Origin of the sequence: Pseudomonas costantinii, from assembly GCF_001870435.1 — a bacterium.
Lineage (GTDB): Bacteria > Pseudomonadota > Gammaproteobacteria > Pseudomonadales > Pseudomonadaceae > Aquipseudomonas > Aquipseudomonas costantinii.
In genome coordinates this window covers 84,482-97,444 of record NZ_MDDR01000039.1, presented here as the reverse complement: position 1 = coordinate 97,444, position 12,963 = coordinate 84,482, and the positions used below count along the sequence as shown (strand labels likewise).

The 12,963-nt window shown below is 57.0% G+C and carries 17 protein-coding genes; 6 read left to right on the top strand and 11 right to left on the bottom strand.

The window, feature by feature from the left end; all coding sequences use genetic code 11:
• Window positions 1–23: 23 nt before the first annotated feature.
• On the bottom strand, window positions 24–569 hold the full coding sequence (locus tag BFL40_RS24235) for a DUF4410 domain-containing protein (RefSeq protein ID WP_071486300.1): 546 nt from the start codon (window positions 567–569) through the stop codon (window positions 24–26).
• A gap of 340 nt (window positions 570–909) precedes the next feature.
• Between BFL40_RS24235 and BFL40_RS24230 the strand changes: the two genes are divergently transcribed.
• The 3 genes from BFL40_RS24230 to pcp are packed head-to-tail and all read left to right on the top strand — an operon-like array spanning window position 910 to window position 3,222.
• Window positions 910–1,626, top strand: a complete 717-nt coding sequence (locus BFL40_RS24230) for a DUF969 domain-containing protein (protein WP_071486470.1) — start codon at window positions 910–912, stop codon at window positions 1,624–1,626.
• Window positions 1,623–2,573, top strand: a complete 951-nt coding sequence (locus tag BFL40_RS24225) for a DUF979 domain-containing protein (RefSeq protein WP_071486299.1) — start codon at window positions 1,623–1,625, stop codon at window positions 2,571–2,573. Before BFL40_RS24230 ends, BFL40_RS24225 begins: the two co-directional genes overlap by 4 nt.
• A 7-nt stretch (window positions 2,574–2,580) precedes the next feature.
• Window positions 2,581–3,222 carry a pyroglutamyl-peptidase I gene (pcp, locus tag BFL40_RS24220; RefSeq protein ID WP_071486298.1) on the top strand — a complete coding sequence of 214 codons (642 nt, stop codon included), beginning with the start codon at window positions 2,581–2,583 and terminating at the stop codon, window positions 3,220–3,222.
• A gap of 10 nt (window positions 3,223–3,232) precedes the next feature.
• Here pcp and BFL40_RS24215 read toward each other — a convergent pair whose 3' ends face one another.
• The 5 genes from BFL40_RS24215 to BFL40_RS24195 form a co-directional block, all read right to left on the bottom strand.
• A complete protein-coding gene (locus BFL40_RS24215) occupies window positions 3,233–3,478 on the bottom strand; it encodes a hypothetical protein (RefSeq protein ID WP_071486297.1) in 246 nt (81 codons plus the stop codon).
• Between the two features lie 216 nt (window positions 3,479–3,694).
• Window positions 3,695–5,095, bottom strand: a complete 1,401-nt coding sequence (locus BFL40_RS24210) for a heavy metal sensor histidine kinase (RefSeq protein WP_071486296.1) — start codon at window positions 5,093–5,095, stop codon at window positions 3,695–3,697.
• A complete protein-coding gene (locus BFL40_RS24205) occupies window positions 5,092–5,763 on the bottom strand; it encodes a heavy metal response regulator transcription factor (protein ID WP_071486295.1) in 672 nt (223 codons plus the stop codon). The genes BFL40_RS24210 and BFL40_RS24205 overlap by 4 nt, the downstream gene beginning before the upstream one ends.
• A 42-nt stretch (window positions 5,764–5,805) precedes the next feature.
• A complete protein-coding gene (locus BFL40_RS24200; protein ID WP_071486294.1) occupies window positions 5,806–6,066 on the bottom strand; it encodes a DUF2790 domain-containing protein in 261 nt (86 codons plus the stop codon).
• Between the two features lie 111 nt (window positions 6,067–6,177).
• The gene (locus BFL40_RS24195) at window positions 6,178–6,948 is read right to left on the bottom strand and encodes an alpha/beta fold hydrolase (protein ID WP_071486293.1); all 771 of its coding nucleotides are present in this window, start codon (window positions 6,946–6,948) and stop codon (window positions 6,178–6,180) included.
• A gap of 218 nt (window positions 6,949–7,166) precedes the next feature.
• Between BFL40_RS24195 and BFL40_RS24190 the strand changes: the two genes are divergently transcribed.
• A complete protein-coding gene (locus BFL40_RS24190; protein WP_071486292.1) occupies window positions 7,167–7,844 on the top strand; it encodes an HAD family hydrolase in 678 nt (225 codons plus the stop codon).
• Window positions 7,845–7,861: 17 nt separating this feature from the next.
• Here the strand turns inward: BFL40_RS24190 and BFL40_RS24185 are convergent, their stop codons facing one another.
• Both BFL40_RS24185 and csrA read right to left on the bottom strand, forming a co-directional pair.
• Window positions 7,862–8,125, bottom strand: coding sequence for a hypothetical protein (locus BFL40_RS24185; protein WP_071486291.1), 264 nt, complete (start codon window positions 8,123–8,125; stop codon window positions 7,862–7,864).
• Window positions 8,126–8,328: 203 nt separating this feature from the next.
• A complete protein-coding gene (gene csrA, locus BFL40_RS24180; protein ID WP_003192511.1) occupies window positions 8,329–8,523 on the bottom strand; it encodes a carbon storage regulator CsrA in 195 nt (64 codons plus the stop codon).
• 262 nt (window positions 8,524–8,785) lie between these two features.
• Between csrA and BFL40_RS24175 the strand changes: the two genes are divergently transcribed.
• Complete coding sequence (locus BFL40_RS24175; RefSeq protein WP_071486290.1) at window positions 8,786–9,151, top strand: SPOR domain-containing protein; 366 nt, start codon at window positions 8,786–8,788, stop codon at window positions 9,149–9,151.
• Between the two features lie 31 nt (window positions 9,152–9,182).
• Here BFL40_RS24175 and BFL40_RS24170 read toward each other — a convergent pair whose 3' ends face one another.
• From BFL40_RS24170 to BFL40_RS24160, 3 genes are all read right to left on the bottom strand, one after another.
• The gene (locus tag BFL40_RS24170; RefSeq protein WP_071486289.1) at window positions 9,183–9,872 is read right to left on the bottom strand and encodes an endonuclease; all 690 of its coding nucleotides are present in this window, start codon (window positions 9,870–9,872) and stop codon (window positions 9,183–9,185) included.
• Between the two features lie 4 nt (window positions 9,873–9,876).
• Window positions 9,877–10,128: a DUF1654 domain-containing protein gene (locus BFL40_RS24165; protein ID WP_174555570.1), complete on the bottom strand. Its 252-nt coding sequence runs from the start codon at window positions 10,126–10,128 to the stop codon at window positions 9,877–9,879.
• Window positions 10,129–10,318: 190 nt separating this feature from the next.
• Complete coding sequence (locus tag BFL40_RS24160; protein ID WP_071486287.1) at window positions 10,319–11,407, bottom strand: asparaginase; 1,089 nt, start codon at window positions 11,405–11,407, stop codon at window positions 10,319–10,321.
• A gap of 564 nt (window positions 11,408–11,971) precedes the next feature.
• Here BFL40_RS24160 and BFL40_RS24155 point away from each other — a divergent pair.
• Window positions 11,972–12,931, top strand: a complete 960-nt coding sequence (locus tag BFL40_RS24155; protein ID WP_071486286.1) for a sugar ABC transporter substrate-binding protein — start codon at window positions 11,972–11,974, stop codon at window positions 12,929–12,931.
• Window positions 12,932–12,963: the final 32 nt, after the last annotated feature.

Genomic DNA, 12,963 nt, shown 5'->3' with positions numbered 1-12,963 from the left:
CGCCTTGGGCGTCATCACCAAAATTACTTGGCTTTAGCGCTCTTGATATCACTGATCAGCTGTTTGGCAATCGCTTGAACCTGCTTTTGCGTCATGGCCGAGGCAATCCCTTCCCAGGCGGACGATGAGGTGTCGTAGGTGCGTGTACCGATCGGTGCGCCGGATCTCAGGTCGGAAAAGTCGGCACGCGAGAATACCCATGCGTTACCCACCAAAGCGCCTGCGACGTACCGGGAGCCCGGTTCGATGTAGCGGAATTTGCTCACGTTGATGCTGATGCCCACGCCGTCTTCCGTGCCGGTGGTCACCGATGGGCTTTCTTTGAGGTTGAAGCCAGCTTGGCGAGCTTCGACCTGGAGCGCATTGTTCCAGTCGCGCTTGAGCAGGTTCCAGTCCGGGTTTTGCTCCACCTGGTTTTCACCTTTGATGCTAACCACGAGGTTCTGCTTGGCGGATTCCGGGATGGCCAGTGCGTCGCTGCCGCCACTTTTTACTTTTGCTGCACAACCGCCAAGCATGGACAGGGCAACCGCGCACGAGAGGGCGAACAAGACCTTAGGGGTTTTCATTGAATTTCCATATCCACAACAGTGATAAGAGAGGCGTGTGACGAGGTCAGCATCGCACCCGATAAACGGGCGGCGCTAAGATGCTCGAATCTCTGACCGTCTGTCTACATCTTGTTACATACAGCCCTTCAATCACCCACAAGAATTATTGGTTTGCAGCAACAATTTTTCTTGTTGGACACCCCCAGTCCCCAAGCAGCAAAGTTGCCGCCACTGACGCTCGACCTTCCAGGTCAACAATAAAAACCGCGCCGGGCTGCACGCCACTTTCACGCAGTGAACCCGTTGTTCACATCCTGCTGTAATGGCGCCGCAGTGCGCATTCAAGGACCTCATCGTCATGCAAACTGTTGTGAACCTATGGCCGTTGATCGGCGTACTTGTCATCGTGGTTGGCTTCGTATTGCGCTTCAATCCGCTGTTGGTGGTCACTGCTGCCGCCATCGTCACCGGGCTCGCCGCGCACTTTCCGTTGGAAAGAATTCTCGCCAGCATGGGCGATGGTTTCCTTCAGACCCGTGCCCTACAACTGATCTTGTTATTGCCCCTGGCGGTCATTGGCCTGCTGGAGCGCCATGGCCTGCGCCTGCATGCGCAGAACTGGATCGCACGTTTCGAGCGTGCCACGGTTGGGCGCTTGTTGATCATCTACCTGTTTGTACGTGAGTCCACGGCGGCCATGGGGCTGACCAGCCTGGGCGGGCACCCGCAGATGGTGCGGCCACTGCTGGCGCCGATGGCCGAGGGCGCGGCGGAAAAACGCTACGGCAAGCTGCCGGACAAACTGCGCCACAAAGTATTGGCCATGTGTGCGGCGACCGATAACGTCGGGCTGTTTTTTGGCGAAGACATCTTTGTCGCTTTTGGTGCGATTGCGCTGATGCACACGTTCCTGCTGGGATCGGGGATTGATGTGGAGCCGTTGCACATTGCTGTGTGGGGCATCCCGACGGCGATCTGTGCCTTTATCATCCATGCGATTCGCCTGCATAGATTTGATCGAAGACTCACCCGCGATATGACTGCCGCCGGCGCTCCAGTGGAGGCTGCGCAATGATCATCTCCATTGAGTATTTGTACTGGCTTGCCGGCGTTTTGTTGCTGATTACTGCAGGCATGATTTTGCTGGATCGAAACCACCCCAAGCGCTGGTCCAGCGCGTTGTTCTGGTGTCTCTTTGCCATTCCCTTCCTGGTGGGGGAGCGCCTGCCGTCGGTGGTCATTGGCGTCGGCGTTGTGGTGATGGCGTTGATTGCAGGTTTAGGCGGTGTGGGCCGAGGTGTACATGGCCAATTGCATGACAAGGCTGCCCGCGCCAGTGCTGGGCGCTTGGGGCATAAATTGTTTATCCCCGCGTTGGCCATTCCCCTGACCACGGTGATTGGTTCGGTATTGCTCAAGCACACGGAGATCGGCGGCGTACCGCTGCTGGACCCCAAAAACACCACCTTCGTCTCTCTCGGCATTGGCTGTTTGATTGCCCTTGGCTTGGCGTGCTGGCTTACCCGCGACACACCTGTGCAAGCCTTGCGCGAATCCCGCCGCCTGACCGAAGCCCTGGGCTGGGCCATGGTGCTGCCTCAGATGCTGGCAATGCTCGGGCTTTTGTTCAACGAAGCCGGGGTCGGCACGGCCGTCGCCCATGTCACCACCACCTACATCAATCTGGATTTCAAGTTGGTGGCGGTGATGGTTTATGTGCTGGGCATGGCGCTATTCACCGTCATCATGGGTAACGGTTTCGCGGCTTTCCCGGTAATGACGGGCGGTGTCGGCGTGCCGGTGCTGGTGGGTATCTACGGCGGTAACCCGGCGGTGATGGCGGCGATCGGAATGTTCTCGGGTTACTGCGGTACGCTCATGACCCCAATGGCCGCGAACTTCAATATCGTCCCGGCGGCGTTGCTGGAGTTGCCGGACAAGAACGCGGTGATCAAGGCTCAACTGCCGACTGCGTTGATGATGCTGGTGGTCAATATTGTCCTGCTTTACCTGCTGATGTGAGGCCAAGATGCAAACTGTGCTGCTGACGGGCTTCGAGCCCTTTGATCAGGATCGGGTCAACCCCTCCTGGGAGGCTGTGCGCGAGTTGGATGGTGTGCAACTGGGTGAGGATGTGCAGATTATTGCGCGTCAGCTGCCCTGTGCGTTTGCCACGGCGGCGGAGTGCCTGATCCAGATGATCGCCGAACTGCGCCCGGCCATGGTCATTGCCACTGGCCTCGGGCCTGGGCGTAGTGACATCTCTATTGAACGGGTGGCAATCAACCTCAACGATGCACGCATCCCCGACAATCTCGGGGAGCAACCGATCGATACGGCAGTCGTGGTCGACGCTCCGGCGGCCTACTTTACGACGTTACCGATCAAGGCCATGGTCAAGGCGGTGCGTGAGGCGGGGATTGCCGCGTCAGTTTCGCAAACGGCAGGTACGTTTGTGTGCAATCAGGTGTTTTATCGGTTGCAACATGCGCTCGCCGGCACGGCCATACGCAGTGGTTTTATCCACGTACCGAACCTGCCGGAACAGGTGGCTGTTATGGGGCAGGCTTCGATGCCGTTGGTGACGCTGGTTGAGGGGGTGCGGGTAGCGGTAATGTCGGCATGGCGCACCCACGTGGATGTTATGGAAACCGGTGGGCAGGTCAGTTGACCTGTCGGGCTTAATGGGTCAACAGCCGGGTCAGGCCGAAGGTGATCGCGCAAGCTAGCCCCGTCATTGCGAACGCTGTGGCCACATACCATTTGATGAGGTTCAGCTCCGTGGTTGCCAGGTCTGCCCTGGTGGCGAAGTGCTTTTCATTGGTGGTGGAGTGCTTTTCAATGGCGTCTGCCCTGCTCGAAACTGCTATTAGCCTCTCTTTCATTTCAGCCAGCCCCCTCTCCAGTAAACCCAAGCGTTTTTCCATGCCAGAACCTCCGTCATTACCTCCACCGCCTCTACCTTGAGCCGGGATGTTCAGCGTGTTCAGCCCCGCTGAGTCGATACTGTTTTTTCTCCAAAGCGTGATACCTGTTTTAAATCCTGTGAGATAGCGCTTGGGAAGAAAGAATAGTAGGAGTCTGGGCCAAGGGTGGCATACAAATCTTTTGCAAAATAACACCAAGGTTCTGGCCTGCGATTCTCAGTCCTCCCGTCGTGGAAAGAACAGCTCAAAACAGGTCACTCCCTCCTCACTGGTGACGCTGTAACGACCGTTATGCAACTGCATGATGGTCGCCACAATCGACAAGCCCAGTCCATTGGACTGGGCCGAACGTTCCCGCGACTCATCCACCCGGTAAAACCGTTCGAACAGCCTGGGCAAATGCTCGGGCAAGATAGTTTCACCGAGGTTGCTGACGCTCAGGCTGATGCCGTTGGCATTTGGAACCGCCTGAATCAACAGTTCGGAATTCGGCGCAGCATATTTGATGGCATTGGCGCACAGATTCGCCAGCGCCCGGCGCAGCAACATCGGTTCAGCCCAGATCACACCGTCACCTTGCGCGAGAATGCTGACGTCCACATCACTCGCCAACCCTTCGAAGTAGTCAGCCATGCGCTCCACTTCATCCGCTGCGCTCAGTTCCTGGCGTTGGCGCAGGGCAATGGATGGGTCGGTGCGGGCGAGGAACAGCATGTTGTCGAGCATCCGTGCCAGGCGTTCAAGTTCTTCGACATTGGACGCCAGCAATTGCTGGTAACTCTCGATGCTGCGGCTTTGTTGTAGGGCAACCTGGGTTTCACCCAGCAGGTTGTTGATCGGTGTTCGCAGTTCGTGGGCCATGTCGGTGGACACCTGACCCAGTTGCACAAAGCCCTTGTCCAGGCGCTCAAGCATTGTGTTGAAGGCGTCGATCATCGGCACCAGTTCTTTCGGTGAGCCTTGGCTGTCGAGGCGTGCGGCGAGGTTGCCGACGCCGATGCCCTGGGTATGCCGGGCCAGGCGTCGCAGGGGTAGCAGGCCGCGATGCACCAGCAGGTAGCCCACCAGCGCCAAGATGGCCGCAGCGATACTCGCCAGGATATAGACGCTCAACCGGTAGCTGGCGAGCACGGCGGTGCGCTCGGTCATCAGGCGTCCGGTGGTGACTTGCAGGCGGCCCAGGTCGCCGGAGTCGATGGAGGCGGCCACGACGGCGAACGGTACGCCATTCACGCCCGGCAAATGGTGAACGTCGGTAAATTCCAGCTCGTGTCCCTTTGGAACAGGGGGCACGGATGGCATGTCGATATTGCCCGGGTTGACCTCCAGCAACGGCTTCTGCCCGGGTGCTGTGATGCTCAGCACCGACTCGCGGTTGCCCAGCATATTCTGGAATAGCTCCGGCTTGGTCTTGATTAGGTCTAGTGTGTTGCTGTCGTTCAGCAGGTTGCGTAGTTGGTCTACGCGGTAGATCAAGGCGGCGTCGTCACGCATGATCAGTTCCCGCTCCAGCTCGCGGTATAGCGCCACCCCCAGGGTTGCCAGCAGGGCGAAGGCGAGCAAGGCGAAGATCAACGCCAGGCGCATAGTCAGCGAGTAGTGGCGGAGAGTGTTCATGGTTGGGTATCGAAGCGGTAGCCAATGCCCCGCACGCTGTGAATCAACTTGAGTTGGAACGGGTCGTCGATTTTCAGGCGTAGGCGTCGCACGGCGACGTCCACCACATTGGTATCACTGTCGAAATTCATGTCCCAGACCCGTGAAGCAATCATTGAGCGTGACAGCACCTGGTCCTGATGCGTCGCGAACAGGTGCAGCAGGGCAAACTCCTTGTTGGTCAGGGTGATGCGTGTCCCGGAGCGGGTGACGCGGCGCTTCAACACGTCGATTTGCAAGTCGGCGATCTGCAAGTGCTCTTCTTCCCGGCTCGGGCCGCGGCGGGTCAGGGTTCGCAGGCGCGCTACCAGTTCGGCGAAGGAGAAGGGCTTGATCAGGTAATCATCTGCGCCCAGTTCCAGGCCCTTGATGCGATCGGCAATGTCATCGCGGGCGGTGAGAAACAGTACCGGCGTGTCCGCCTCTTTGCGTAGGCGCCGCAGCACTTCCCAACCATCCATTTTCGGCATCATCACATCCAGCACGATCACGTCGAACTGCGTTTCCAGCGCCTGGTGTAAACCGTCCACGCCGTCACGGGCGAGGCTTACGGAGTAGCCCAATTCCTGAAGGCCGTTGAGCAGGTAATTGCCGGCCTTGGGTTCGTCTTCGACTACGAGGATGTTCATGGGAAGTGCCCTGGGTCAATGCGTGGCGCAAGTGTAGTTCGATCAGTTGTCACTGGCGCAACCCATGGCCTGGACCTGGTAATCCATTACATGTTCACGGCCCTGATGGTCCAGGTAGTCGAGACGGGCAGGGACAATGCCGCACTGGCCGTAGGTGTCGGTGCTCGACAGTACTTTGTCGACATCCAGGTGAACGAAGAAGCCGACTTTGTCGTGGATGACGTTCGTGGTTGGGGTGGTGTCGGCGGCAAACGCCGAACCGGTAGCCAGCAAAGCAGTAAAACCGAGGATAAACAGTTTCATGGTGGTATCTCTCTTTAACGGTTGGCTGCCAGGTTTTGGCAGTGAGTTCACAGTAACCAGACGCCCCGAACAGCCAGCCAACAGGATCATGACAAGTTCGTCATTCACGGTTTAAGGCTGGCGGCCGGACGCTTCGAGGATCAGGTCGGTGATTTCCTTGGCGTGGGACACCAGCGACAGGTGGCTCGAAGGCAATTCGATGGTGGTGGCGTTCATGCGTTTGGCGAGAAAGCGTTCCAGGTCCGGGCTGATGGTCTGGTCATTACTCGACACGGCGTACCAGGAATGTTTGGTATGCCAGGCGGCATTCACCGTGCGGCCGCTGAACAGGCTTTTGGTGATCGGTTGTTGTACGGCGAACAGCTCCAGGGCCTTGGCGCGCGGCACATCGGCGGCGAAGTACTTCAAGAAGGCATCCTGGTTCAGGGTGAGGTAACCGTCGTGATCTTCCACGCCTGCACGTACCGGCATGGTCGGGTACTTGGCGGAGAGGGCGACGAAGTCCTCATTGGCGTCCGGTGCGCGGGCGGCCACGTACACCAGGGAACTCACTTTCGGGTTAACCCCGGCATCGCTGACTACGGTGCCGGCGTAGGAATGGCCGACCAGCACGGTAGGGCCGTCCTGTTGATCCAGTACGCGATTGGTGGCGGCGACGTCATCGGCGACTGAGGTCAGTGGGTTTTGCACGGCGGTGACGTGCAGGCCGGCGGCCTGGAGGCGGGTGATTACCTCGGACCAGCTTGAGCCGTCTGCCCAGGAACCGTGTACCAGCACCACATTGTTGGCTTTGACCGGTGCGACAGTGCTGGCCATGACAGTGCTGGTACCCAGCATCAACAGGCTGGCGGCAATCAGGCAGAGTGTGTTTGCAGGTTTCATGGTGTGGACCCTTTTTCATCAGTAGGAAGTGACGTCAACCGGTGTAGGTGGCTGACGACTCAACTGTATGAAGTGAGGGTGCTGACAAGACTTACAGCTTCATTACAAGCGTGTAATGCAATCGCGAGGGTATGCGTCCCTGGCGTTTACAAGTGTTGGAGTGATCCGTAGATTGCATCGGAGTCAGAATTTGTTACCGAATAAAAGGAAGCCAAGCAGTGTCCGTCTCTGGTTCAACTGTATTTACCCAGCGTTACCGTGCCTTCCTGTTCGATATGGATGGGACTTTGCTCAACTCCATTGCTGCCGCCGAGCGCGTTTGGAGCATCTGGGCTGAGCGCCACGGCCTGGATGTGGAGGCCTTTTTGAGCACCATTCATGGCGCCCGGGCCATTGACACCATTACTCGTCAGGCTTTGCCAGGTGTAGACCCTGAAGTTGAAGCGCGGTGGATCACCGAGGCGGAAATCAACGATGTTGAAGGCGTGGTGGCGATTCCTGGCGCTGTCGAGTTTCTAAATAGTCTGCCTGGCGATCAATGGGCACTGGTTACATCTGCTCCCAAAGCGCTGGCATTGCGCCGCCTGCAAGCGGCGGGCATTGCTCCGCCAGCGGTGCTGGTGACCGCCGAGGATGTTGCCAACGGCAAGCCTGACCCGGCCTGTTATGTACTCGGTGCGCAGCGTTTGGGCGTGCCGGTGCGGGACTGTTTGGTGTTCGAGGATGCGACGGTGGGCATTCGAGCGGGCGAGGCGGCGGGGGCGGCTGTGATGGTCGTGACCTCGACGCATTTGACGCCCATGGTGACGGCACATGCTTCGATTGACGGGTATGCGCAGGTGTGTGTCCAGCGCGATGGTGACGGTTTGTTGCGGTTGTTGAATTCTGTGGCCTGATAACGAGAAGTGAGACGTCAGCGTGCAGCTTTCTGGTGTGTGCGGTGAGCGGCGCGTTGACACAGTTTGCGCAGAACGGCCTTTTGGATCGGCTTGACGCAGAACGCAAAAAGGTAGCCACACAGGAACAGCGCCAAGTCCAGCCGTGAGCGGTTAGTGGTGTTGCTGACACCTTCAATTTCGAATCTCAGACCATATTCCAGTGCCACAAAGGCCAGCCCTATCAGCAGGGCGATCGTCCAGGATCTGGAAACAAGTGGCTGCGTTGCAGTGGGTTTCATCGACGTGCTCCTGAAGACACTCGGATAGCAGGATAGTGGTCAGGAGATTCGGCTGCGAATTGCACAGCAAGTTCCAGGCGATAAGACAGTTTCATCTTGCAGCGAAGATGAAGGTGCCCTGAACACGGAAGAAAGCGCGGACAGGCCGAGAGGGTTTTCGCCAGCCGTTACAGTGAACGAAAGGGCTGGCTACTGAGGGCGCTTCAAGGCGTCTGATTTTTGTCCGGAGCAGTCAGGCCCGCCTGGATGCGCTGGTAGATTTCCTCGCGATGCACGGCAACGTCCTTGGGTGCGTTGATGCCGATTCGTACTTGCTGGCCGCTAACGCCCAGGATGGTGATTGTGATGTCATCACCGATGTTTATGCTTTCACCGACTTTGCGGGTGAGTATAAGCATGGACTTCTCCTTGATTACTTTTAAGGACACATGTTTCAGACAGGGCAGATGTCGGATGTGTGTAGCTTACTGCTAAGCGCTTCCCTGTGACTGCCTCTTTTAGGACGCATAGAGGCGACATTAATTCCCATGGCGTCATCATACAGGTCTGCGGTACATCATTCGCATTGTTTAAGCCAACGTTTATGACGGCCAGAATAGACAGTGAATGATAAAGTTGCCTCTTTATCCTCAAAGGAGCAGGGCAGTGCGTAAAGTAGCGATGGCAATTGCGGTGTTGGCATTGGCCGGTTGCGGTGAAGGTAAAAGTGTCGATACCCCTAAGGCCAAGCCTGCCGTGACTGAAAGCCAGCCACAAACCGGTACGATTGCCGCACAAGAGTGGGATGTATGGGTCGGCCCCCCGGACCACAAGCTACAGGCGATCACCGACCTGACCGCTTGGTTGTTGGAGCATGGTTTCAATTTTTATATTGCGAAGGTTGACGGTAAGGACGAGGTGTTTCTGGGGCCGTTCGCCAGTAAGGCTGAAGCCGAAGCCAAGCAGGTACAGTTGAACGAAAAAATGGCCCGCGCCAAGAAAAACGACACCGAGTCGCAGGTCGTTGAGCACAAGGCTGCGCAGTAACCGGCAGGTTGGGCGGGAGTCCCGCCCACTCTCAACCGCAGGCTTTCAGGTTCACCGGGCCGACAAACTCGTTGCCGCGGCCCATCACACAGGCCACGGTCTGGTTGCGCTGGCGCTCCCAGCTTTGCACCGGGTAGGTCTTGTTCCAGGCTTCGTACAATTGGCGGTCCTGTTTTGACAGGCGCAAGCCGTATTGCTTGCTCATATAAAAATACGTGCGGGCAATCATGCCGCGAATGGACGGGCGTGGCATGACCTTTTTGGTCTTGAAGTCCACTTGGGTCAGGCATGAACCGTACTGCCCACTTTGCACCGGCAGCCAGCCAAAACTGAAGTTGTTACGGTCGCCATTGACCTCGCCAATACTGGGGACCAGGTTGTGCAAGTCCGCCTCGGCGCGCTTGAACACGTCATCATGACGCGTGCAGTTCTTGCGCCCGCCATCCTGCCAGCATTGGCGTTGATGCCCGATTTGCCAGGCCGGAACGATATGTTCCCACTCGATACGTGCGGCTCGGTTGGCATTTTTGCGTGGGACGTAGCCACAGGCTTTCAGGTCCACACGGTTACCGGTGTATTTGCAGCCGCAATAGAACTCGGTGGATTGCGGGGCGTAGAGCTTCCAGGCAATTTTCTTGGCTTCGCTGAATGTTCGGGGCGCTTGGGCATGGGCGGTGACGGCGAAGAGCAGGCAAGACACAGCAATAAAACGGGCACTCATTAAATCAATCTTCCTTCGGTACAACCCAGAAAATCTGCACGCCGCCATCATCCCGATAGGCGAGGGTGACGTTGTCGTTCTCCGCAATCTCTTCCAGCAGACGCTCCCATTCATCCTCTGGCTCATCCGGCAGGCGGAAGATCAAGGCTGCCTTGGCTTTCTGGGCGTTGGTCGAGTTGATGATTTTCTGCACACGAAGGGCGAGACGTTCATAGGCATCAGGCGGGGTGGTTGCTGCGGAAGAAGACTTTGCCACGGAGTATTCCTTAGTTTGCTGTATGTGCATACAGTATTTAACTGTAAGCAATTTCGCAACTGCTTAAACTTCAAGAAATTCGTCTGACAGCGATCTAGGCGGTTTGGTGTAAGGCGGGGAAGTTGTATCGAGGAACCTGCTGGAGGAATAGAGGCGGGTAAACCCGCCCCTACAGGGGTGTCACCAGGTATTAATACTCCCAGAACATCCGTTGCAGTTCTTTGCTGTCCTGGGTCTTGGTCAGGGCAACCATGGCCAGAATCCGCGCTTTTTGCGGGTTCAGGTCGTGTGCGGCAACCCAGTCGTACTTGTCGTCAGGCTGTTCGGCGTTACGCAGAACGAAACCGCCAGCATTCACATGGGAAGAGCGAATGATCTGTACGCCTTGTTTACGCAGGTCCTGCAGGGCCGGTACGACCTTGGACGACACCGAACCATTGCCGGTACCCGCGTAGATAATGGCTTTGGCGCCAGCTTGGGCCAGGGCCTTGACGGCGGTGTCGCTCACGTTGCCGTAGCCGTAGGCGATTTCGACATCCGGCAGGCTCTTGATGGTCTTGATATCGAATTCCGAATCCATGGTGTGACGCTTGGCCGGCAGACGGAACCAGTAGGATTTACCTTCAACCACCATGCCCAGCGGGCCCCAAGGGCTCTTGAACGCTTCGGTTTTGATGTTGATCATCTTGCTGACGTCGCGACCCGATTGGATCTCGTCGTTCATGGTGACCAGTACGCCCTTTCCACGTGCATCTTTGCTGCCTGCGACGGCTACGGCGTTGTATAGGTTGAGCATGCCATCCGCCGACATGGCGGTGCCCGGACGCATGGAACCGACCACTACGATTGGCTTGTCGGTTTTTTCCACCAGGTTCAAGAAGTAGGCGGTCTCTTCCAGGGTGTCGGTACCGTGGGTGATTACGATGCCATCCACGTCCTTGCTGTCAGCCAATTCGGCGACGCGGCGACCCAGTTGCAGCAGGTTTTCGTTGTTGATGCTTTCGGACGCGATTTGCATCACTTGCTCGCCGCGCACATTGGCGATCTGGCTAAGCTCAGGAACACCGGCGATCAATTGCTCAATGCCGACCTTGGCCGCCTGATAGGTGGCGCTATTGGCGGCACTGGCGCCGGCGCCGGCAATAGTGCCACCGGTGGCGAGGATCACCACGTTGGACAGTTTGGTCTTGGTTTCAGCTTCTTTTGCCTGGGCGGCAACAGGGAACAGCAGCAGGAGGGCTAGAGCGCCCGGAACAAAGGTCTTCAGTGCAGATTTCATTATTTTTCTCTCTGGTTTTTGATGAGTGCTGATGCAGGTTCATCTAGAACACCCGGGCGGTTCTGAACGCCGCTAGGTGCTGAGAAAGAGCAGGATTTGTACCAAGCCGATTGTGCGCGCTGATATAAATTAACCTTTTGATTTAAAACAATTTATGTTGTTTTTTTAGAATGATGGAGGCGACCGTCGTCCGGCTTTCCGAACAATGGGGTGGTATCGCGTTCGGTTGTCCGAAAACTATGACGAGATATCCAGGGGGCGTGTGTGACATTGGCGTCACAGCCTGTCGTTTTAGAGAACGACCGGACGAGGGCGATGTTTAATCGCATCAATTGTGGGGCGCAAGGACAGGCGCTAGAGGGGTTGGATGAAAGGCGGTTTTCTCCCGTTGACAAATCCCGGCAAGGTTCTCATAGTTTGGCTAACGCAAACGTTTGCGAGATGTTTCACGGGGCGCTCTTGGAGTATCGTGACAGCTCGTATCAGCCACCCGGGTGGGAGGGCTGCCGAAGCGTTCTTCGGTGCAAGCGTTGCTCACAATAATCATAAGATCGGAGTGAACCCATGAAGCTGCCATTTGCTGGACGTCTTCTTGCTGTCGCTGTGCTTGCTGCCGCATCCGCTGCCTTACCTCTCTCCTCTGCATTTGCTGATGACGCCGCCACCAAACCCAAGGTCGGCCTGGTGATGAAGTCTCTCGCCAATGAATTTTTTGTCACCATGCAGGACGGTGCCAAGGCGTACCAGAAAACGCATGCCGCCGACTTTGACATGATCACTAACGGTATCAAGAACGAAACCGATACAAGCGCGCAGATCGATATCGTCAACCAGATGATCCTCGCTAAAGTGAACGCTATCGTGATCGCTCCCGCCGACTCCAAGGCATTGGTCACCGTGCTGAAAAAAGCCTCCGATGCCGGCATCAAGGTCGTCAACATCGACAACCGCCTCGATCCGGACGTGCTGAAAAGCAAAAATCTTGATATCCCGTTCGTAGGCCCAGACAACCGCAAAGGTTCCAAGCTGGTGGGTGACTACCTGGCTAAACAATTGGCCTCGGGCGACAAAGTCGGGATCATTGAAGGGGTTCCGACCACCACCAACGCCCAACAGCGCACCGCAGGCTATAAAGATGCGATGGACGCTGCCGGTATGAAGATCGTCTCTACCCAATCGGGTAACTGGGAAATCGACCAGGGTCAGAAAGTGGCCTCCGCCATGCTGAGCGAATACCCGGATCTCAAGGCACTGTTGGCCGGTAACGACAACATGGCCTTGGGCGCCGTTTCTGCCGTACGTGCAGCAGGCAAGGCTGGCAAAGTGCTGGTGGTGGGTTACGACAATATCGAAGCTATCAAGCCCATGTTGCAAGACGGCCGTGTTCTGGCAACTGCCGACCAGGCCGCAGCCCAGCAAGCTGTGTTCGGTATCCAGAACGCGCTCAAGCTGGTCAAGGGTGAAAAAGTCGATGCCAAAGACGGCGTGATCGAAACACCGGTCGAACTCGTACTCAAGAAGTAATTCTGGCAGCACCCAACAGCGTCCGCTCGTCC

Bases quoted from the DNA above. Each gene is read 5' to 3' on its own strand.
- BFL40_RS24235 (WP_071486300.1), bottom strand. From the start codon at position 569: ATGAAAACCCCTAAGGTCTTGTTCGCCCTCTCGTGCGCGGTTGCCCTG.
- BFL40_RS24230 (WP_071486470.1), top strand. From the start codon at position 910: ATGCAAACTGTTGTGAACCTATGGCCGTTGATCGGCGTACTTGTCATC.
- BFL40_RS24225 (WP_071486299.1), top strand. From the start codon at position 1,623: ATGATCATCTCCATTGAGTATTTGTACTGGCTTGCCGGCGTTTTGTTG.
- pcp (WP_071486298.1), top strand. From the start codon at position 2,581: ATGCAAACTGTGCTGCTGACGGGCTTCGAGCCCTTTGATCAGGATCGG.
- BFL40_RS24215 (WP_071486297.1), bottom strand. From the start codon at position 3,478: ATGGAAAAACGCTTGGGTTTACTGGAGAGGGGGCTGGCTGAAATGAAA.
- BFL40_RS24210 (WP_071486296.1), bottom strand. From the start codon at position 5,095: ATGAACACTCTCCGCCACTACTCGCTGACTATGCGCCTGGCGTTGATC.
- BFL40_RS24205 (WP_071486295.1), bottom strand. From the start codon at position 5,763: ATGAACATCCTCGTAGTCGAAGACGAACCCAAGGCCGGCAATTACCTG.
- BFL40_RS24200 (WP_071486294.1), bottom strand. From the start codon at position 6,066: ATGAAACTGTTTATCCTCGGTTTTACTGCTTTGCTGGCTACCGGTTCG.
- BFL40_RS24195 (WP_071486293.1), bottom strand. From the start codon at position 6,948: ATGAAACCTGCAAACACACTCTGCCTGATTGCCGCCAGCCTGTTGATG.
- BFL40_RS24185 (WP_071486291.1), bottom strand. From the start codon at position 8,125: ATGAAACCCACTGCAACGCAGCCACTTGTTTCCAGATCCTGGACGATC.
- csrA (WP_003192511.1), bottom strand. From the start codon at position 8,523: ATGCTTATACTCACCCGCAAAGTCGGTGAAAGCATAAACATCGGTGAT.
- BFL40_RS24175 (WP_071486290.1), top strand. From the start codon at position 8,786: ATGGCAATTGCGGTGTTGGCATTGGCCGGTTGCGGTGAAGGTAAAAGT.
- BFL40_RS24170 (WP_071486289.1), bottom strand. From the start codon at position 9,872: ATGAGTGCCCGTTTTATTGCTGTGTCTTGCCTGCTCTTCGCCGTCACC.
- BFL40_RS24160 (WP_071486287.1), bottom strand. From the start codon at position 11,407: ATGAAATCTGCACTGAAGACCTTTGTTCCGGGCGCTCTAGCCCTCCTG.
- BFL40_RS24155 (WP_071486286.1), top strand. From the start codon at position 11,972: ATGAAGCTGCCATTTGCTGGACGTCTTCTTGCTGTCGCTGTGCTTGCT.